Genomic DNA, 19945 nt, shown 5'->3' on the forward strand with positions numbered 1-19945 from the left:
TGGTTGCTGAATCGACGCGCGGAATTCACCCGGCAACCCAACCATGTCTCTCGGGCCGAAGCCGCTTACCCCGGACCACGCCCTCTCCCACCCCTGTCACTCCCGAGGACATCCATGTCACGCACGATCAACGCCCCCTCGCCGGCGCGCACAGCGCCGCACACCGAGGCGTTCCCGCTCGAGAAGGAGCGCCGTCGCGCGCTCGTCTCCAAGCCGTCCGTGTCGGATTCGGTCTTCCGCTCCGTGGCGTTCACCGCCGGTGGAATCACCGTGGCGATCATGCTGGCCGTGGGCGTCTTCCTCTCGATCCGCGCCTCCAACGCCCTGGGGGTGGCCGGCTTCTCCTTCCTCACCGAGCAGGACTGGTCACCCGAGTCCCGGGTGTTCGGCATCGCGTCGGTGCTCTTCGGCACCGTCACCATCGCCGTGATCGCCTTGGTCGTGGCCGTGCCGCTCGCCCTGGGAACCGCCCTGCTCATCTCCGAGGTGGCCCAGGGACGCCTGCGATCCACGCTGGTGACCCTCGTGGACCTGATGGCCGCGGTGCCGAGCGTGGTCTTCGGCCTGTGGGGCGTCTTCTTCCTCCAGGCCAACGTCGTCCCGGTGGCCAGCTGGATCTCCACGTACTTCGGCTGGATCCCGTTCTTCAGGGTCTCGAACGCCACCGGCGGCGCGCTCACCGAATCGAGCGCGTTCACCTCCTCGGCCTTCATCGCCGGACTCGTCGTCGGACTCATGGTCGTGCCCACGACGACATCGGTCATGCGGGAGGCCTTCTCGCAGGCGCCCATCGGCGAGCGCGAGGCCGCGTTCGCGCTCGGCTCGACGCGCTGGGGCATGATCCGCTCTGTCGTGCTCTCGTTCGGCCGCGGCGGCATCATCGGTGGCACCATGCTGGGCCTCGGCCGGGCCCTCGGCGAGACCATCGCTGTGTACATGATCATCTCGCCGATCTTCACCATCAACTGGCAGGTACTCAAGACCGGCAGCAACTCGGTGTCAGCGCTGATCGCCCTGCGCTACGGCGAATCCAGCGAGTTCGGGTTGTCCGCGCTGATGGCCGCCGGCCTCGTCCTGTTCCTGGTGACCCTGGTCATCAACTTCACGGCCTCGTCCATCGTGGCCCGCTCCCGCTCCGGGGCAGAGAGCAGCTGATCATGACTTTCATCCCCTCCCCGGACGGCGCCCCGATCGGCCCGCGCCGCCGTGTGCGCGGCGCACGCGTCGACGACAGGTTCAACCTGCTGGGCGCCGCCGCCGCAGGCCTGGCACTGTCCACGCTCATCTTCGGCTGGGTCACGCCGCTGTCCGGCGGGCTGGGCTGGGCCCTGGTGGCGTTCCTCGCCTTCATCGGCTTCTACGCGCTGCTGGTGAGCATCACCTCCGACTTCCAGGATGTGAAGGACCGGGTGATGGCGGTGCTGCTGACCAGCGCCGGCGTGGTGCTCTTCGGCGCGCTGGTGTTCGTCGTGGCCTTCACCCTGGTGCGCGGCCAGGAGGCTCTGCCGCACCTGAACTTCTTCACACAGAGCATGGAGAAGGCCGGGCCCCTGGACGGGCTGGAGATGGGCGGTATCGCGCACGCCATCCTCGGCACGCTCATGCAGATCGGCATGGCCCTGGTCATCACGGTTCCGCTCGGTATCCTCACGGCCCTGTTCCTCAACGAGGTCGGCGGCCGCTTCGCCAGGTTCGTGCGCACCATCTCGGATGCCATGACGGCGCTGCCCTCGATCGTCGCGGGGCTCTTCGTCTACTCGGCGATCATCGTGCTCATCACCCACCAGCGGTCGGGTTTCGCCGCGTCGATGGCCATCACCGTGATGATGCTGCCCATCGTGATCCGGGCATCCGACATCGTGCTGCGCCTGGTGGCCGGCAACCTGCGGGAGGCCGCCTACGCGCTGGGCTCGACCCGGTGGCGCACCATCTGGCATGTCGTGTTGCCCACCGCGCGGCCGGGGCTGGCCACCGCCGTGATCCTCGGCACGGCCCGCGGGATCGGTGAGACCAGCCCGGTGCTGCTCACCTCTGGGGTCACGGCCGTGGTCAACACGAACCCGTTCGAGGGCCCGATGATCTCCCTGCCGTTGCAGGTCTTCGACTTCGTGAAGTCGCCGGAGCCCAACATGATCGCCCGCGGCTTCGGCACCGCCGCGGTGCTGATCCTGCTGGTCCTGACGCTGTTCGCCATCGCCCGGCTCATCGGCGGCCGGGCGCCGGGCGACCTCACCGTGCGGCAGCAGCAGAGAGTGGTGGCGGCGTCACTGCGCGACCTGCACCGCATCACGATCCAGGGCGACCGGCGTTTCGAGCTGATCAGCGCCGAGAAGACCACTACCCCCGATACGAACGATACAAAGGAGTCGTCCTCGTGACGCCTGAGACCCGGCGGATCCGCGCCATCCGCGCCAGCCGCACCCTGCTTGCCCTGCTCGCCGCGCTGGTGGTGAGCGTGACCGGTGTTCTTCCCGCGCAAGCGGTGACCTACGACCCGATCTCGGGCAGCGGTTCCACGTGGTCACAGAACGCGCTCGACCAGTGGCGCACCAACGTCGCCTCGAACTACGGGATGACCGTCAACTACAACGGTGCCGGTTCGTCGGCGGGCCGCAGCGACTACATCGCGGGACTCGTCGATTTCGCGGTGAGCGAGGTCCCGTTCCAGCTCGCCCCGGAAAACGGGACGGCGCCGGAGAAACCGGAGCGGGGCTACGCGTACATGCCCATCGTCGCCGGCGGTACCTCCTTCATGTACAACCTCAAGATCAACGGGGTGCGGGTGTCGAACCTGCGCCTGAGCGGGGAGGTCGTCACCAAGATCTTCACCGGCGGGATCACCAACTGGAACGACCCGGCGATCCAGGCCGACAACCCGGGTCTGGCGATGCCGGACAAGGGCATCGTCCCCGTCGTCCGCTCGGACGGGTCCGGCTCCACGGCCCAGTTCACCCTGTGGATGTCCAAGCAGCACCCCGACATCTGGAATGCGTTCTGCGCCTCGGTCAACCGTCCCGTACCGTGCGGGCTCACCTCCCAGTACCCCACCTTCGGCAACGCCAAGGCGCAGAGCCTGTCCTCCGGCGTGGCCGGCTACGTGAGTCAGGACTACGGCGAAGGCGCCATCACCTACGTCGAGTACTCCTACGCCCTGGAGTCCGGCTTCCCCGTGGCTAAGGTCCTCAACCAGTCGGGTTACTACGTCGAGCCCACGGCGTCCTCGGTGGCCGTCGCCCTGACGACGGCCCAGATCGACCAGACCCCGGGGCCGAGCTACCTGACACAGGTGCTCGACGGCGTCTACAACAGCGGCGACGCCCGCACGTATCCGCTCTCGAGCTATTCGTACATGATCGTTCCGACCGAGGTCGGTGGGGTGTTCACCGCCAAGAAAGGCGTCACCCTCGGCGCGTTCGCCAACTACATGCTCTGCGAGGGCCAGCAGCAGGCCGCGGATTTGGGCTACTCCCCGCTGCCGATGAACCTGGTGCTCGCCGGTTTCGACCAGATCAAGAAGATCCCGGGTGCCGACACCACCGGGGTCGACATCAACAAGTGCAACAACCCAACGTTCAAGCCCGGCGATTCACCGTCGAGCAACCTGCTCGCGCTCACCGCGGCCCAACCGCAGGACTGCGACAAGGTCGGGCCGAACCAGTGCACCACCGGAACGGCCGGTGCCGTGGCCGAGACGCCGATCTCCGGGGGTGGAACCGGCGGGAGCGCCACCGGCGGCCCGGCCGCTGAGAACGCCGCAACCGGGACTGACGCCGCCGCTGCGGCTGCCGGTGCGACCGGAGCGGCGGCCGTGTACGACGCCAATGGTGCCCTGGTCTCCGGTGCAGTGGCAGGGTCCAGCCTGGCCGGTGCGGTGGCGACACCGTTCGCGTTGTCCGACGACGGCTGGGGGATGCAGCAGTCGCTGATGCTCCTGGCCGCCCTCCTCCTCGTGGGCGCGGCGGTGCTGCCGCCGGTGTTCTGGCGACGTCTGGCTCCCCGCGGCGGCAAGGACGGTGTCAAATGAGCCGCCACGCCGCCCCGAAAGCCTCGGTCTGGACTCGCGCGGGCGCCAGCGGCATCATCGTGGGTCTACTGGTGGGCGTCGCCGTCACCGCGCTCGGGTCGCTCGGTGCCACCCCGGCCATCGCCGACACCTCGAGCGCCGTCACGGTGAAGGCCTCCGACTACGAGCTCGACCCGGCCGACGCCCCCATGCCCGACCTCGCCGTGACGGTCTCCAAGACCGCCGACCTGACCTCAGAGGGAATCCTGGTCAGCTGGACCGGCGGCAAGAAGTCGGTGCGGCCGCAGGGCAATGTGGGCGGCGAGAATTTTCTCCAGATCGCCCAGTGCTGGGGTGACGACCCGGAGCATGCCGGCCACCCCGACCGCACCACCTGCCAGTACGGCGCGTTCCCCAACGTGGGACGGGATTCCAATGTCGAAGCCAACGTCGAGCCCGACCCCGGGGAACCCGACACCGGTCTGGCCCCCAACATCGCGCCGGAAGACGAGCAGTACACGGTTCCCGGCTCCGGCTTCGCCAACCCGCCGTACACCTCGATCCCGTTCCGGGCGGCGGACAAGACGACGGTCATCTCCTCCGTGGTCCTCAACGACAAGGGCGAGCGGGTGCACGACACCACCGTCGACGTCAACAAGAACGAATTCTTCACCGAGTACACCTCCAACGAGGTGAAATGGGCCGGCTCCGACGACGCCGGCAACGGCTCGGTGAAGTTCGAGATGCAGACCTCCATGCAGTCGCCCGGCCTCGGCTGCGGCCAGCCGGTGATCGTGCCAGGGAAGGAGACCACCGGACAGTCCTGCTGGCTGGTGATCATCCCCCGCGGAACCGGCGACTCCGGAGTCTCCCAGATCATCAGGCCCGGCCTGTTCTGGGATGCCTGGCAGCATCACGTCGCCGTGAAACTGGACTTCAAGCCCGTGGGCGTGCGCTGTGAGATCGGCAGCGCCGAAGCGCAGCTCGGCGGCAGCGAACTCATCGCCGGAGCGGTCTCGTCCTGGCAACCCAATCTCTGCGCCGGCGCAACAGGTTCCGCGTTCGTGTTGAGCACCGGCAACGAGGCCGACGTGTTGGCCAAGGCCAGCGGAACGGTGCCCAGCCCGCTGGCCCTCACGTCGCTGCCCTCCAGCGTCACCACCGCGGATCCGTTGCAGTACGCGCCGGTGGGCCTGTCCGGCGTCACGATCTCCTTCGCCATCGACCGCAGAGTGAAACCGATCCCCGACATCGACCCGGCGTACGCGGACCGGGAGACCCAGTCCTTCACATCGCTGAACCTGACCCCGCGGTTGATCGCGAAGCTGCTGACGGCGTCGTACACCTCGGCGCTGCCACCGGGCGCCGACCTCAGCCACATCAACTACATCGACTTCCAGCACCCGGGCAAGAATGCGCGGAACATCACCACCGACCCCGACTTCCTGGCGATCAACGATCCTGAGTGGGCGGCGCAGGACCTCAACAGTGTCTCCCTCGCCGACGCCCTGACCCCGTCGGGGCGGTCGGATCTGGCCACACAACTGTGGCGGTACGTGATGGCGGATGCCGATGCGGTCGCCTTCCTGGACGGCACCGCCGATAAGTGGGGCATGATCGTCAACCCGTGGTACTCCACCAATGCCGACGTCAATCCGACGGGCACCGGCTTCGTCCTGCCCCGGGACAACTTTCCCAAGGCCGACCCTGTGGAGAAGGCGGCGACCGAGGGATCCAACGGCGTCGGACCGGTGAACCTGGTGACCTGGCGGCCGTACACCAGCGGCTTCGAGAACGGCGCCTACCTCACGCTTCGAGGCGACGGCCTCCAGCTCGGCGGCTGGGACTCCACCAGTACCCCGCCGAAGTACCTGAAGACCATCCGTTCCCTGGTCGGCGAGCAAGGCGTGATCGGACTGAGCACCGCCGGCTCAGCAGCCCGGTACCAGAACGTCACGGCGTCCCTGCTGAACCCCGCCGGCGAATACGTCGCCCCGGACTCCGACGCGATGCTGGCCGCAGCCGCGGCGATGACCCCGGCGCCCCAGCAGCCAGCGGTGCTGGAGTTCGACCCGGCCTCGAGCGCGGCGGCCGGTGCCGGCACCGCCTACCCCCTCACGATGCCCGTCTACGCGGCGTTGAATCCGCTGCAAACGGATGCCGTCCAACGGGCCAAATTCGCCAACCTGATCCGCTATGCAGCCACGGACGGCCAGAAGCCGGGCACCGGGATCGGCCAGTTGCCCGCGGGGTACGCGCCGATGCCGACGAGCTGGGTCGACCAGGCCCTGGTCGCTGCGACGGCCATCGAGCAGGGGATCAGCCCGAACGCTGTGCCGAGCCCCACTCCCGCACCGGCCGCGGCGGCCACTGGCGTGACAGCGGCCCGCCCTGCCGCGGCGGCCAGCGGCACGGCCGCGGTGGCCGCCGTGGCGGCCACCGTCGCCGCGGCCACCGATCCCACGGCCACGGGGACGAAGGCGGGGCCGCTGCTGGGGGCGAAGACGCCGGACGATCCCGACGTCGGACCTGTCGCCGCTGCCGTTCCGGCCGGACTGCTCTCAGGCCTCGCGGCCGCCGGAGCAGTCCCCATGATTTCGCGCATCAGACGAAAGCGACTCTGATGCGTCACCACTTGACGGTTCGGTCCAGGGCGAAAGCCCGGGGAGCGCACGTCGGGATAAGCGGGTCCGTCCGGATTCCGTTCCTTGCACCACACCCGAAAGGCATCACAGTGATTTCGAAGAAGGCTATTGCGCTCTGCGCGACTGTCGGCGTCACCCTGTCTGGTATTGCCCTCGCGACCCCGGCTAACGCCGAGCCCGTCTCCAACAGCTACTCCATCGTCGGTTCCGACACCCTCGAGGATGTCGTCAGCGCCCTCGCCAACGGCACCAACATCAGTGGGTCCACCGTTCGCTCCACGGTCAACCTGACCTCCATCGGCTCCTTCGACGCCACCGGATCGTCCTACATCACCACCAAGTCGGGCGGTGTGCGCTTCGGTCGCCCCAACGGCTCCGGCGACGGTGTCAAGGCGCTCAGCCGGTCCATCGACGGCGCGGCCTACACGTCTGGCACCCCCGGTAGCCCGACCGGTGTCGTCATCACCGGCCAGGTCGACATCGCCCGTTCCTCCAGCGCGGGAACCGCCAATGCCAATGGTGAACTCATGTACGTGCCGTTCGGTCGCGACGCCATCGCCTACGCCTACAACGGTACGGCGGCGGACATCTCCTCGCTCTCCGGGTCGGAGATGAAGAGCCTGTACGAGTGCTCGGTCACCACTGTCAACGGGGTCACGGTCACCCCGATCATTCCCCAGAACGGTTCGGGTACCCGCAAGGACTGGCTCGCGAAGATCGGCTCCTCGGAGACCGCCATGCGCACGGTCGCCGAAGGCGGCTGCGTCGTCGAGGGCCAGGAACACGACGCGACCACCCTCACGACGAACTCGGTCATGCCGATGGCCGTGTCCCGCTGGATCGCGATGAACACCGGCGCGAGCTACGACAAGCGCGGCACCGGCACTCTCGGCTCGATGGTCGCCGGCACCTCCCCGGTCACCGGAACCGGTTCCGCCATGGTTCCCAACCCGACCTACTACGCCGACACCACCTGGGGCCGCGACACCTACCTCGTGGTCGAGTACGCGCGTGTGTCGCTCGGCAACGCCAAGTATGACGCCAACCTGGCCAAGCTCATCGACCCGACGCAGGCCACCGCACTGACGAACACCTCCGCCGTCGCCACCCGTGCCGGTGCGGTCAAGAAGAAGTACGGCTTCCTGGCTCCGACCTCTGGCGTCGTCGCATACCGCGTCGCCAAGACCTCCTGAACATCCCGCTCGATCAGACCATCATCCATCTCAAATGAAGGACATGAAAATTGAAGATCAATAAGAAAATCAAGTCCGCTGTCGTCGGTGCGGTGTCTCTCGTGCTCGTCGCTTCGGGGGCGTCGATGGCCTCGGCGGCAACGCCGCAGGAGAACGGCTCGGACGGCCCGATGTACTTTTTCGATGCCGACCTGAACCTCGTCTCGGATCCCGCCTACACGTTCGACTGGGATCAGGAGATTCTGGGCTCGGCCGGGGACACCTCCTACGAGGTGCCGACGATCTGCCCGAGCGGGACCGACGGCGCGGCGTTCTTCCTGTCGCCGGTCGGCCAGGAACGCACCGTGCTGAACTGGAACGCGTACGCGACGGCGTTGTTCAACCCGCAACCCACCGTTCCCGGTAACAAGGAGATCTACATCTCCACCCTGACGCCCGAGACGTTCATCAACGGTAACGCCCGGGGTGCCAAGGCTGCCGGTGGCAACTACAGCCTCGGTGTCGCCTGCACGATCAACAACGGTGTCACCGTCGTCGGTGCGTTCTACCGCACCATCGCCATGACGCCCGTGACCGGCGAATTCACCCTGAGCCCGGTCACGACCGGGGGAGGCGAGCCGCCTGTCGAGGAGCCGGCTCCTGAGGGAACCCAGGGCACGGTTGCTCTCGCGCCGACAGTGACCAGCGCCGTCAACGGGGTGCTCTCCCTGAGCGTTCCCGCCGGTGCCGCCGCAACGTTCGGTGCGCCGACGCTGATCGACAACAAGTCAACGACCACCGGCACCCTGGGTGCCGTCACGGTCAATGACGGCCGCGTTCTCACGGTGAACGGGTGGGACCTCACGGCCAACGTCGCCGACTTCGTGAACTCGGTGGATGCGACCAGCATCATCGGCAAGTCCCAGCTGGGCGTCGCGCCGTCGGTCACCGCCGCCGGCACCACGGCTACCGGTGTCACCGCCGCAGCCGCCCAGCTCGCCGGTAGCGCCTCCTACCCGGCGGCCTTCGCCTCCGCGGCAGCCGGCAACACCGTCGGCGCCAGCGTGCTGGACGCCGGACTGACCTTCGTCGCTCCGCAGTCGAAGGCAGCGGGCACCTACAACTCGACCCTGACCCTCACGGTCGTGTCGAAGTAGTCAGCACCGAGTGACGGGGGAGGGCCGGCGTCCGCGCCGGCCCTCCCTCCAGCCCGTTTCGCTCCACCCTGTTTCCTATCAACCATCGCCTGGAATGAGACCGCAGACCGTGACCATCCGTCGCACTCCCCCCCATCGTTTCGTCCTCGCCGCGTCCGGCCTCATCCTGACACTGGGGCTCACCGTCGGCCTGGGTGCCGCCGGCGCCTGGGCGGACGACTCCGATGCGATAGCGGGTTCGCCCTCGTCCAACGGCAGCGTGGACCAGACCCGGTCACGCTACAGCTACCAGGTCGACCCGGGCCAACAGGTGTCCGACGAGTACCTGGTTCAGAACACGGGCTCAACCCCCCAGGCCGTCACCGTGTACGCCACCGACGCGTTCAACTCCGAGGACGGCAGCTTCGCATTGCTCGACGGCGCGGTGGAAGCCCAGGACGTCGGGCGATGGGTCAGTTTCGCGGACGGCAGCAACAAGGTTCAGATCACTCTCGACCCGGGCGGCCAGCAGGTCATTCCATTCACGGTCTCGGTTCCCGCCGACGCCAGGCCCGGCGACCACGCCGGCGGCATCATCGTGTCGGCCCTCTCCCCGGCCGGTGAAGTCTCCGTTGACCGCCGGGTCGCCATCCGCCTCTATGCGCGCGTGCACGGTGAGCTACAGCCCGGTCTCACCATCAGCAGCATCACCTCCTCCTACCGGGGTGAGCTCAACCCCTTCGCGGGCGAGACGTCGCTCACCATCAGCCTCCAGAACACCGGCAACGTGTCGTTGGGCGCCAATACCGTCGCCCAGGTGCGCGGCATCTTCGGCATCCCGCTGTCCGACCTCACCCGGACGCCGATCCCTGAGATGCTGCCCGGCAGCTCCCGCACCGTGACCATCGTCGTGCCGGGGGTCGGCCCATGGGTGTACCTCAACCCGTCCGTCTCGCTCGCCGCCACGGTGGACGAGGACGCCCTGGCGCCGGGTCTCCTGCCGACGGCCGAACGCAGCAGCAACCTGTTCGTCGTGCCGTGGGCGTTCGTGATCCTGTTGCTCCTGGCCGGGTTCGCCTGGCTGTTCGTGCGCCTCAGCCGCACCCGCGATTCAGCCCGCGCCCGCGCCTGGATCGAATACACCGAGGCCGAGGCCAAGCGGAAGGCCCGAGGCGAGGCGACGGCCTGACCCCCTCCTCTTCAGCGCCCGTTTGCCGGGCGTTTGCCCCCGCGACAACTCCCAGAGAACCGGATCCGTCTAACTTGACTGTGCTCACCACCTTCCCCCAGCGCCGACTGCTCATGGCGGTCCTCTGCACCCTGGTGCCGCTGATCGCGCTCCTGGGCGTCAGCGTCAGCGCGCAGGCCACCGACGACCCCGACGGGGTGGGCCTGACTGTCGGCGTGGTCGGGTCCACGGCCTCTCCCACACCCTCGGCCACGCCGAGCCCCACCGCCCGGCCGAGCACGCCCGCCGTCCCCGGTGTCACCCAGACCACGGCGACGGGCGCGGCCGCCACGGATGCGCTCGGTGCCGACCCGGTGAGCCTCGCCGGCGTGCTCGCCGTGAGCGGGCTCACCGCGCACGCCAACCAGAGCCCGGGCCCCGGCGGAGGCGACGTCGTGCTCGACTTCACCGTGAAGAACCTCACGACTACTCCGTTCACGTCGTCGGTGCGGTTCTGGGTCGACAACGCCGTTGGCCTGCAGATCCGGTCCGTGGACGACATCCCGCTGGCCGACCTCGTCGGCGGCGAGACCCGCACCGTCACCGTGACGCTGACCGACGTCGGCCAGTGGAGCGCATTCAACACCCACGTGACGCTCACCCCACCGGAGACCGTCGGCGACACCGCCCTGTCACCGGTGACCCGGGATGCTCTGCTGCTGGTCCCGCCGTACTTCCTCCTGATCGTGCTGTCCCTGCTCGGCGGTGTCTACGCCGTGGCACGGTACGCGGTCCTCACCCGCCGGTTCTTCCCGACCGGCCTCGGGGAGCCGCTGTCGTGACGCTCACCAGGCCGCCGCGCGGCTGGAAGGCACCACGTCCGGCGGAGCCGACGAGTGATGCCGCACCGGGTTTAGGTCCGCCCCGCGGCTGGCGACCGCGGCAACCGCCGAAACCCCCGCGCCGGCCGCCGCCACCTCCGGTCGTCGTGGTCCTCAGTCGTCAGGACCAGCTGGTCCGCACGGTCTTCGCGATCATCGCCGCGCTGATCTTCGGGTTCCTCGCGAACCTGACGGTGCTCGGCGAGCTGCAACACATGGTGTCGCAGCAGCAACTCACCGACACCCTCCGCACCGAACTGGCCCAGGGCACCACCCCGGTCAGCGAGGGGACCGTCGACAAGGTGCTGCTGGCCGACGGCGCCCCGCTGGGCATCATCGATATCCCGGCGATCGGCGTGCACGAGGTCTTCGTCGAGGGCTCCGATTCGGGGACCACCCGATCCGGACCCGGGCACCGCCGGGACACCGTGCTGCCAGGGCAGGCCGGGATCAGCGTGGTGATGGGACGCGCGGCGGCCTACGGGGGTCCGTTCGCGCGCATCCAGGAGCTCTCTCCCGGCCAGGAATTCACGGTCCTCACCGGCCAGGGCGAGCACACCTTCGAAGTCATCGGCGTGCGTTACGCCGGCGACCCGGCGCCGACCCCGCTCGCCGCTGGACACAGCCGCCTGATCCTGGAAACCGCCCGTGGTCCCGCTTTCATACCGAATGGTGTGGCCCGGGTGGATGCCGAACTCACCAGCGCCACCCAGCCGGCCGGTGTGCGGCAGACCAGCTTCAGCACCCTCGCGCCCGAGCACAAGGAACTGGCCACGGACACGACAACGGTGTGGGCACTGGCCTTCGCCCTGCAGTTCTTCCTCCTGATCGAGTTCGCGGCGGTCTGGTCCTTCCGCAGGGTCGGTGTGCGGAAGACCTGGACGGTCCTCGTCCCGGTCGTGACGCTCGGTGGGCTCCTCGTGGCCGATCAGGTCGTGCGACTGCTTCCGAATCTGCTCTAACCCCGCCCCACCCCTCCGACAGACCCGTCCGAAAGAAGAGAGCCCATGAACGCGTTCGCGCAGGATGACGAACTGACCCAGGTCTTGCCGGCTCGTTCGGCGGCGCCGGCCCTCGACGCCCCCGGGGCCGTCCAGGACGAGGTGCCACAGCCCGGCCGCCGGTCCCGCCGGGAGCGCGGGTCGATGTTCCCGACCCGGGCGCCGCGCCCGACGAGCGTGCCGGGCCCAGGCCAGGACCCGCGCCCCCTGGCCACGCTGGAAGGCCGCAACGTGTCGGCCTGGTTCGGCGAACGGCAGGTGCTCGACCGGGTGAGCCTGACCATGCCCGCCGGCATCATCACCTCCCTGATCGGCCCGTCCGGCTGCGGCAAGTCCACGTTCCTGCGCATCCTCAACCGGATGCACGAGTTGGTGCCGTCGGCCAGCCTGGCCGGCGAGGTGCTGCTGGACGGCGAGGACATCTACGACCCCGAGCGCAAGCTCGTCGACGCCCGCAAGCACATCGGCATGGTGTTCCAGAAACCCAACCCGTTCCCGGCCATGTCGATCTACGACAACGTCATCGCCGGGCTCACCCTCACGGGCCGGCGGGCGACCAGCGACGAGAAGGACTATCTCGTGGAGAGCTGCCTGACCAAGGCCGGCCTGTGGACGGAGGTGCGCGACCGGTTGCGCGCCCCTGGCGGCGGTCTCTCCGGCGGCCAGCAGCAACGGCTCTGCATCGCGCGCTCCCTCGCGGTGACGCCGCGGATCCTGCTCATGGACGAACCCTGCTCGGCCCTGGACCCCACCTCCACGCGAGTGATCGAAGAGACCATGCTCGAGCTGGCGCAGGAGGTCACCATCGTGATCGTCACCCACAACATGCAGCAGGCCCAGCGGGTCTCGCAGAACTGCGCGTTCTTCCTCGCCGCGCAGGGCACCCCGGGCGGCATCGTCGAGCACGGCCCGACCGAGCTGATGTTCGGCGACCCGATCGACAGCCGCACGGCCGACTACGTCAACGGCCGCTTCGGCTGAGAAGGCCCGAACACGACCCGCGGTCAGTCGAAGTCGAGGCTGAGCCGACGCAGGAGGGCGGCGAGGCGCTCCTGGTCGGCGACGGGCAGGCTCGCCAGCAGGGCGGCCTCCGCGTCGACCAGGCGGGTGATGGCGGCGTCCACCCGGGTCAGACCGCCCGGTGTCATGCCCACGAAAATGCCGCGGCCGTCGTTGGGGTCGGTGCGCCGGGTGACGAGGCCACGCTCGACCAGCCGGTCGATACGGTTGGTCATGGTGCCGCTGGAGACCAGGGTCTGCTGCAGCAGCAGCTTGGGGCTCAGCTCGTAGGGTGCGCCGGCCCGGCGGAGGGCCGACAGCACGTCGAATTCCCAGGAGTCCAGCTCCGAGCGGGAGAAGGCAGTACGACGGGCGCGATCCAGGTGCTTGCTGAGCCTGGCGACCCGGGAAAAGACCTGCAGAGGAGCAAAATCCAGATCGGGGCGCTCACGAAGCCAGGCATCAACGATCCGGTCGACTTCGTCATTCGCAGGCATCCCTCCATTATCCGGCTTTCCGGGCACCCGATACGGCGGATGACGCAGAGTCGCCCCCGGATCTGGCAGACTTGACTCCGTTGCCCGGCACCTACCGGCGCAATCCGCCGTGGTGTAATGGCAGCACGACAGCCTTTGGAGCTGTTAGGTCTAGGTTCGAGTCCTGGCGGCGGAGCTCATGTGTGAGAGCACAGTTGTGAGAGCACAGTTGAGAGGATCCACGTGACCGATTCCCGTCTCGCCATCATCGTCCTGGCCGCAGGGCAGGGCACCCGTATGAAGTCCAGCCTGCCCAAGCTCATGCATCCGCTCGCGGGTCTGCCGATCATCAGCCACGTACTGGCCACGGCTCGGGCGCTGGACGCCGCGCACGTCATCACGGTGCTGCGGCACGAGCGGGAGCGCCTGGCCGAGCTCGTGGCGCTCGACCTTCCCGAGAGCCTGCTCGTGGACCAGGACGAGGTGCCCGGAACGGGTCGCGCGGTCGAGCAGGCCGTCGCGGCGTTGCCGGCGGACTTCGACGGCGACGTGCTCGTGATCAGCGGGGATGTGCCGCTGCTGAACGCGGCCACCCTGGCCAACTTCATCGAGGCGCACCGGGAACGTGCCGCCGCGGCCACCGTGCTGTCCGCATTCCCCGGCGACGTCAACGGGTACGGCCGCATCATCCGCTCGGAGGACGGCACCTTCGACCGGATCGTCGAGCACAAGGACGCCACCGACGACGAGCGCGCCGTCGACGAGATCAACGCCGGCGTCTACCTCTTCGGGCTCGGCGAGCTGCGCGACCAGCTGGCCCGCCTCACCACCGACAATGTGCAGGGCGAGAAGTACCTCACCGACGTGATCGGCCTGCTTCGCGCGGCCGGCTCAGAGGTGCGCGCTGTGCCCGTCGCGGATGCCTGGCTGGTCGCCGGCATCAACGACCGGGCCCAGCTCAGCGACACCGCCGCCAAACTCAACGCCGTCATCGTGCGCGGCTGGCAGCTGGCCGGCGTGACCGTGCAGGATCCGGCCACCACCTGGATCGACCTCAAGGCCACCCTCGCGAGCGACGTCACGGTGCTGCCCGGCACCCAGATCCTCGGCTCCACCACCGTGGCCACCGGCGCGATCATCGGCCCGGACACCACCCTGCTCGACTGCGAGATCGGCGAGGGCGCGACCGTCAAGCGGAGCGACGCGACGCTCGCGGTGATCGGCGACGGCGCCACCGTCGGCCCGTTCTCCTACCTGCGACCGGGCACCTGGCTGGGCGCCGACGGCAAGATCGGCACCTTCGTCGAGACCAAGAACGCGGTCATCGGCGAGGGCAGCAAGGTGCCGCACCTGAGCTACGTCGGGGATGCGACCATCGGCGTGCACTCCAACATCGGAGCCGGCACGATCTTCGCCAACTACGACGGCGTCAACAAGAACCCGTCCGTGATCGGGTCGCATGTGCGCACCGGATCGCACAACGTGTTCGTGGCGCCGATTAGAATCGGTGACGGAGCCTACACGGGCGCAGGAACGGTCGTCCGCAAGGACGTGCCGGCTGGCGCCCTGTCCATCAACGTGGCTCCGCAGAGAAATATGGTCGGTTGGGTAGAGACCAACCGGCCGGGAACAGACGCGGCGACAGCCGCGTCACAGAGCGGAGACTAGGTGCCTGGAATCAAGAGCAGCGGCGAGAAGAAATTGGTGCTCATCTCGGGGCGAGCGCACCCTCAGCTCGCGATCGACATCGCCGCAGAACTTGGTTCGGAGTTGATCCCCACCGACGCGCGCACCTTCGCCAACGGCGAGATCTACGCCCGGTTCGACGAGAGCGTGCGCGGCGCGGATGCGTTCGTCATCCAGTCACACACCAACCCGATCAACGAGTGGCTGATGGAACAGCTCATCATGGTCGACGCCCTCAAGCGCGCCTCCGCCAAGCGCATCACCGTGGTCGCACCGTTCTACCCCTACGCCCGCCAGGACAAGAAGGGCCGCGGCCGCGAGCCGATCTCCGCCCGCCTCGTCGCCGACCTGTTCAAGGTCGCCGGTGCCGACCGCATCATGTCGGTCGACCTGCACGCCGCACAGATCCAGGGCTTTTTCGACGGTCCCGTCGACCACCTCTTCGCCATGCCGGTGCTGCTCGAACACTTCCGCGCCAAGCTCGACCCGTCGACCCTCACGATCGTGTCGCCGGACATGGGCCGTGTGCGCGTCGCCGACATCTGGAGCGACAAGCTCGGCGCCCCGCTGGCCATCATCCACAAGCGCCGCGACCCGCTGGTACCCAACCAGATCACGGTCCACGAGATCGTCGGTGAGGTCAAGGGCCGCGTCTGCCTGATCGTCGACGACCTGATCGACACCGGCCGCACCATCGTGCAGGCCGCGGAGGCCCTCATGGCCGCCGGCGCCACCGGTGTCGTCGTGGCCGCCACGCACGCCGTGTTCAGCCCGCCCGCACTGGACCTGCTGCAGAACCCGGCGATCCAGGAGGTCGTCGTCACCGACACCCTCCCGATCCCCGAGGACAAGCGCTTCCCCACGCTGACCGTGCTGCCGATCGCGCCCCTGCTGGCGCGCGCCATCCACGAGGTCTTCGACGAGGGATCCGTCACGTCGATGTTCGAGGGCGCCGCGTAGGCATCCGTCTCACCCACCCAGGCCGGTCCCGTTTCGGGGCCGGCCTGTTGTGTGCCCGGGCTCAGAGGAGCAGGTCGATGGTGACGCGCGCGGAATCGCCGACCTGCAGGCCTTCCGCCGAGCGGATGGCCTTCTTCACCGGCATCACGAAGGTGTTGCGGGCGCTGTCGGGGAAGACCGAGGTCCGCCAGGAGGAGTCGTTGAGCGCCGCCTGCACCCGCAACGAGCCGAAGCCCGTGCGGAGGCCGTCGGTGAGCTCGCGGATCTCCGCGGACTGGTCCACGGGCAGCGAGACGAATACCCAGGCATTCGTGCTCGGCGCACTCCAGAGCGCGGCCGTGAACGAGTATCGGGGACCCATGGTGCTCCTCTCGGTGCCGGACGGGGAGTCTTGGTGGCTGAGCCTAGGTGGCTGTGCCGGCCGGCACGCGGAACGGGCCGGGGATGATGCCCAACGGCACCACGAAGGTCTGGCGCTCGTTCAGGTCGATCGCGTAGCACTGCCAACCGAACCCGCCGGCACCGGACAGCTCGAACCGGGCATCCAGTCCGACGGCCTGCGGGTAGTACCTCGCGACGGCCGCGGCGCAGGACCGGGCCGCCGTGGCGGCCGAGATGCTGAGCGTGGTGAGCACGCCGGGCACGATCAGGGCCACAAGGCCGAGGACCACGGCGACGCGGAGGAGCATGACCGTGCGCCGGCCACGCAGGGGCCGGGAGGAGTCCGCCGGGTCGTAACCGGAGAGTTCGGGGTGTTCGCTCGTCATGGGTGCACCCAGTAAACCATTCTGGACGCGATTTCGGATGCCTGCCGTTCACCTGGGCTGCCTAGGCTGGACGGATGAATGGTTCAGTGCGGCCGGACGCCCCGGGGACATTGCGTCGCCACCTCGGCGTCGGCGGGGCCACTGTGGTCGGCCTGGCCGCCATGATCGGCGCCGGCGTCTTCTATGTATGGGCGCCCGCCGCCGCCGCGGCCGGCTCCGGCCTCCTGATCGGGCTCGTCATCGCCGGGGTCATCGCGTCGCTCAATGCCCTGAGCTCGGCGCAGCTGGCGATGAGCCATCCGGTCTCCGGCGGCGCCTATGCGTTCGGCCGGGCCACCCTCGGGCCCTGGTGGGGATTCAGCGCCGGCTGGCTGTTCCTGGCCGGCAAGACGGCGTCGGCCGGCGCTATCGCCCTGATCCTGGGCGGGTATCTGTGGCCGGAGCAGGCGAGACCAGTGGCGGTGCTGGCCGTTCTCGTGCTGGGCGCCATCAACCTGGCGGGCATCCGAAGCACCGCCAGGCTCAGCGCCGTGGTGGTGTTCCTGGTGCTCGGCGGACTGCTCGCGCTGGTCCTCGTGGTGGTGGCCGGCATCGCGGACGGCAGCCGGCCGGCCACGGTCGACCTCGGCACGCTGCTGGATTCCGGTTGGGCGGGCATCCTGCAGTCGGCCGGGCTGCTGTTCTTAGCGTTCGCCGGGTACGCCCGCATGGCCACGCTGGGGGAGGAGGTGCGCGACCCGCGCCGCACCCTGCCGCGGGCGATCGTGACCGCCTTGGGACTCACGCTGGTGATCTACGGCGTGGTCGGCCTGCTCTGCGTGCTCGTGCTCGGCCCGGCGGTCCTGGCCGGCGCGGCATCGCCGCTGGCGGAGCTGGCCGGCGGCAGTGAACCGTGGACCGGGCTGGCACGGCTGCTGGCCGCGATCGCCTGCCTGGGGTCGCTGGCCGGGATCCTCGCGGGCCTCAGCCGCACCGGACTGGCCATGGCGAGGGAGGGCGACCTGCCGGGCGCGCTCAGCCGCATCTCTCCGGCCCGGCACACCCCGGTGGTGGCCGAGGTGACCATCGGGCTCGTGGCGGTCGCCGGGGTGCTGCTGCTCGACCCAGCCCGGCTGGTGGGTTTCTCGGCCTGCGCGGTGCTGGTCTACTACGCGATCGCGCACCTGGCCGCGCTCCGCCAACCGCGCGAGCAGCGCTGGCTGCCCCGCGCGGTGCAATACCTCGGCGTCACCGGATGCCTGCTCCTGGCAGTGACCCTGCCCTGGCCAGGGGTGCTCGCCGCCGCGGTGTGGCTCGCCCTCGGCCTGCTCGGGCGTGCCCTGCGCCTGGCCGCCGCCGCGCGCCGCCCCTGACCGGCCCCGTTTCGACAACTGTTCCCGAAACGGACATCTGCGGCCGGTACGCGGTATTTGTCAACCTGTTTGAGACAGGTTGGGTTTGGGTTTTTGGCGGGGGTCGTTGATGCATACCCGGCCCGGTAGGGCCGGGGGCTTGGGGTGTTGGGCGTAGCGTTCCGGATGCGTTCTGAATGCGGTGTTGAGGACCTGGCTTCGGCGACGGGTCACTCGGTCGGTGCGGCCGTAGTGAACGTCGTTGGGGGTGTTCCAGGCGATGCCGGAGTGGCGGTGGTTCTGGTTGTATTCGTGGAAGAACCAGCCGAAGTAGGCGCGGGCGTCATCGGTCGTGGCGAAGATCTCGGGGAATGCGAGATCGTATTTCGCGGTCTTAAATAACGCTTCGCTGTAGGGGTTATCGTTGGAGACTTTGGGCCGTGAGAAGGACTTATCGACGCCGAGTTTCTCCAGCAGCAAGGACACCGGTGTGCTCACCATCGCCGCACCGTTATCCGAGTGCAGATAGTTCGGCGCGACGCCGTGGTTCGCGGTGACCGCTTCTTGGATCAGTTCTTCGGCGAGGTCACCATCCTCGTAGGCCTCCAGCCGCCAGCCCACGACGCGGCGGGAGTAGATGTCCATGATCACGTAGAGGTGGAAGTAGCGGCCCCGGATCGTGGTCTTGAGCTTGGTGATGTCCCAGGACCACACCTGTGACGGGGCGGTCGCGACCAGCTCGGGGATCTTCTTCGGCGACCCCTCAGCCTGCCGGCGGCGCTCGTGGACCTGCCCGGCCGCGCGGGCGACGCGGTACCAGGAAGACTTCGACGCCAGGTAAACACCCGCATCCCAGGCCCGGTAAAACGCTTGGCAGATCGAGAAGCCCTCATACTCAGGGGTGTTGATCAGCGCCAGGATCTGCGCGCTCTCCGCAGTGGAGAGCGTGGCTGGCTGGTGCCGGTCCTTCTGCGGGATCGGCGCGGCCAGGCGGGCGCGGGGGCTGCGGTGCCGATAGAACGATGCCCGCGAGTAGCCGACCAACGCGCAGGCCCGCACCACCGGCATCCCCACAGCAGTCAGGTCGACGACTGTTTCGAACGCTACTCGGTGGGTTTCGGCTTCCGAAACGCGGCCGGGATCGCTGGCTCGTCCGGCAGCGGCGGGGTGCGGATTTGTGAGCTCTTGGCCAGCGCGGACAAGAGCTCTGAGGCTTTTCCCAACACCTCCACCGCGCTCTCGGACTGCTCCAACTGGGCTTTGAGGATCGCGTTTTCCTTCTGCAGCCGCAGAAATTCGATCCGCTCCTGTTTCGTCAACACGTACTTAGTCTGCCGCTGTTCCGTCTCGACCAGCAGGCCCTGCCGCTTCTCCTGACTCCACCGCGACAGCGACCTAACGTCGATCCCGACTCGGCGACAGAACGCGGACTTCGCGCCGACCTCCGCGCCCGTCGACGCGTACTGCTCCCACTGCGCAAGAATCGCGAGGCGCTCAGCAGACGTGAAATGATGCTTCCGAGTAAGCCGGGTTTGGACTTCTGACATTTCCATTTGGATGTCCTCTTCCCCGCCCTCTGCCGGCCCGTGATGAAACGATGATTTGTCTCACCACAGGCTGACACTCAGGGTACGCCGGACGCAGATGTCCGCGGTGGCAACGGAACCGGTCCTCCCCAGCCGCAAGGCGCTCAGATCCGTCCACAGGATGCCCAGGCGTT

The 19945-nt window shown here is 68.4% G+C and carries 18 protein-coding genes and 1 tRNA gene; 14 read left to right on the forward strand and 5 right to left on the reverse strand.

Annotated features, from left to right (window positions below):
• Positions 1–114: 114 nt before the first annotated feature.
• From pstC to DOE79_RS18895, 10 genes are all read left to right on the forward strand, one after another.
• Positions 115–1155: a phosphate ABC transporter permease subunit PstC gene (pstC, locus tag DOE79_RS18850; RefSeq protein ID WP_120339819.1), complete on the forward strand. Its 1041-nt coding sequence runs from the start codon at positions 115–117 to the stop codon at positions 1153–1155.
• 2 nt (positions 1156–1157) lie between these two features.
• Complete coding sequence (gene pstA, locus DOE79_RS18855; protein ID WP_120339820.1) at positions 1158–2378, forward strand: phosphate ABC transporter permease PstA; 1221 nt, start codon at positions 1158–1160, stop codon at positions 2376–2378.
• A complete protein-coding gene (pstS, locus tag DOE79_RS18860) occupies positions 2375–4024 on the forward strand; it encodes a phosphate ABC transporter substrate-binding protein PstS (protein ID WP_245977016.1) in 1650 nt (549 codons plus the stop codon). Before pstA ends, pstS begins: the two co-directional genes overlap by 4 nt.
• Entirely contained in the window at positions 4021–6627 is a 2607-nt protein-coding gene (locus DOE79_RS18865) for a hypothetical protein (protein ID WP_120339821.1), read from the forward strand. The genes pstS and DOE79_RS18865 overlap by 4 nt, the downstream gene beginning before the upstream one ends.
• 110 nt (positions 6628–6737) lie before the next feature.
• The gene (locus DOE79_RS18870; RefSeq protein WP_120339822.1) at positions 6738–7841 is read left to right on the forward strand and encodes a hypothetical protein; all 1104 of its coding nucleotides are present in this window, start codon (positions 6738–6740) and stop codon (positions 7839–7841) included.
• A gap of 50 nt (positions 7842–7891) precedes the next feature.
• On the forward strand, positions 7892–8977 hold the full coding sequence (locus tag DOE79_RS18875; RefSeq protein ID WP_120339823.1) for a hypothetical protein: 1086 nt from the start codon (positions 7892–7894) through the stop codon (positions 8975–8977).
• Between the two features lie 94 nt (positions 8978–9071).
• Positions 9072–10145 (forward strand): WxL protein peptidoglycan domain-containing protein, encoded by a 1074-nt coding sequence (locus DOE79_RS18880; protein WP_120339824.1) that lies wholly within the window; start codon positions 9072–9074, stop codon positions 10143–10145.
• A gap of 74 nt (positions 10146–10219) precedes the next feature.
• A complete protein-coding gene (locus tag DOE79_RS18885) occupies positions 10220–10966 on the forward strand; it encodes a hypothetical protein (RefSeq protein ID WP_162942852.1) in 747 nt (248 codons plus the stop codon).
• 146 nt (positions 10967–11112) lie between these two features.
• Positions 11113–11967, forward strand: coding sequence for a sortase (locus DOE79_RS18890; protein ID WP_245977017.1), 855 nt, complete (start codon positions 11113–11115; stop codon positions 11965–11967).
• 183 nt (positions 11968–12150) lie between these two features.
• Positions 12151–12987, forward strand: a complete 837-nt coding sequence (locus tag DOE79_RS18895) for a phosphate ABC transporter ATP-binding protein (RefSeq protein WP_120340437.1) — start codon at positions 12151–12153, stop codon at positions 12985–12987.
• Positions 12988–13010: 23 nt separating this feature from the next.
• On the opposite strand, the gene DOE79_RS18900 is transcribed toward DOE79_RS18895, so the two are convergent.
• The gene (locus DOE79_RS18900; protein WP_120339826.1) at positions 13011–13502 is read right to left on the reverse strand and encodes a MarR family winged helix-turn-helix transcriptional regulator; all 492 of its coding nucleotides are present in this window, start codon (positions 13500–13502) and stop codon (positions 13011–13013) included.
• A 103-nt stretch (positions 13503–13605) separates the two neighbouring features.
• On the opposite strand from DOE79_RS18900, the gene DOE79_RS18905 reads away from it, so the two are divergent.
• The 3 genes from DOE79_RS18905 to DOE79_RS18915 all read left to right on the forward strand — a co-directional run bounded on the left by DOE79_RS18905 (position 13606) and on the right by DOE79_RS18915 (position 16127).
• A tRNA-Gln gene (locus DOE79_RS18905) sits at positions 13606–13677 on the forward strand.
• 47 nt (positions 13678–13724) lie between these two features.
• A complete protein-coding gene (glmU, locus tag DOE79_RS18910) occupies positions 13725–15149 on the forward strand; it encodes a bifunctional UDP-N-acetylglucosamine diphosphorylase/glucosamine-1-phosphate N-acetyltransferase GlmU (RefSeq protein ID WP_120339827.1) in 1425 nt (474 codons plus the stop codon).
• Positions 15150–16127, forward strand: a complete 978-nt coding sequence (locus tag DOE79_RS18915) for a ribose-phosphate diphosphokinase (RefSeq protein WP_066596631.1) — start codon at positions 15150–15152, stop codon at positions 16125–16127. It begins immediately after the preceding gene.
• Between the two features lie 61 nt (positions 16128–16188).
• On the opposite strand, the gene DOE79_RS18920 is transcribed toward DOE79_RS18915, so the two are convergent.
• Together DOE79_RS18920 and DOE79_RS18925 are read right to left on the reverse strand one after the other, a co-directional pair.
• Entirely contained in the window at positions 16189–16488 is a 300-nt protein-coding gene (locus tag DOE79_RS18920) for a DUF1905 domain-containing protein (protein WP_120339828.1), read from the reverse strand.
• A gap of 43 nt (positions 16489–16531) precedes the next feature.
• Positions 16532–16894 (reverse strand): hypothetical protein, encoded by a 363-nt coding sequence (locus DOE79_RS18925; RefSeq protein WP_120339829.1) that lies wholly within the window; start codon positions 16892–16894, stop codon positions 16532–16534.
• Between the two features lie 74 nt (positions 16895–16968).
• Here DOE79_RS18925 and DOE79_RS18930 point away from each other — a divergent pair, with 74 nt between their 5' ends.
• Entirely contained in the window at positions 16969–18246 is a 1278-nt protein-coding gene (locus DOE79_RS18930) for an APC family permease (protein WP_120339830.1), read from the forward strand.
• A gap of 60 nt (positions 18247–18306) precedes the next feature.
• Here the strand turns inward: DOE79_RS18930 and DOE79_RS18935 are convergent, their stop codons facing one another.
• Both DOE79_RS18935 and DOE79_RS18940 read right to left on the reverse strand, forming a co-directional pair.
• Positions 18307–19293, reverse strand: a complete 987-nt coding sequence (locus DOE79_RS18935) for a DDE-type integrase/transposase/recombinase (RefSeq protein ID WP_120337736.1) — start codon at positions 19291–19293, stop codon at positions 18307–18309.
• A gap of 35 nt (positions 19294–19328) precedes the next feature.
• Positions 19329–19778, reverse strand: coding sequence for a hypothetical protein (locus tag DOE79_RS18940; protein ID WP_120337737.1), 450 nt, complete (start codon positions 19776–19778; stop codon positions 19329–19331).
• Between the last annotated feature and the right edge of the window lie 167 nt (positions 19779–19945).

This window comes from Cryobacterium soli, from assembly GCF_003611035.1.
Classification (GTDB): domain Bacteria; phylum Actinomycetota; class Actinomycetes; order Actinomycetales; family Microbacteriaceae; genus Cryobacterium; species Cryobacterium soli.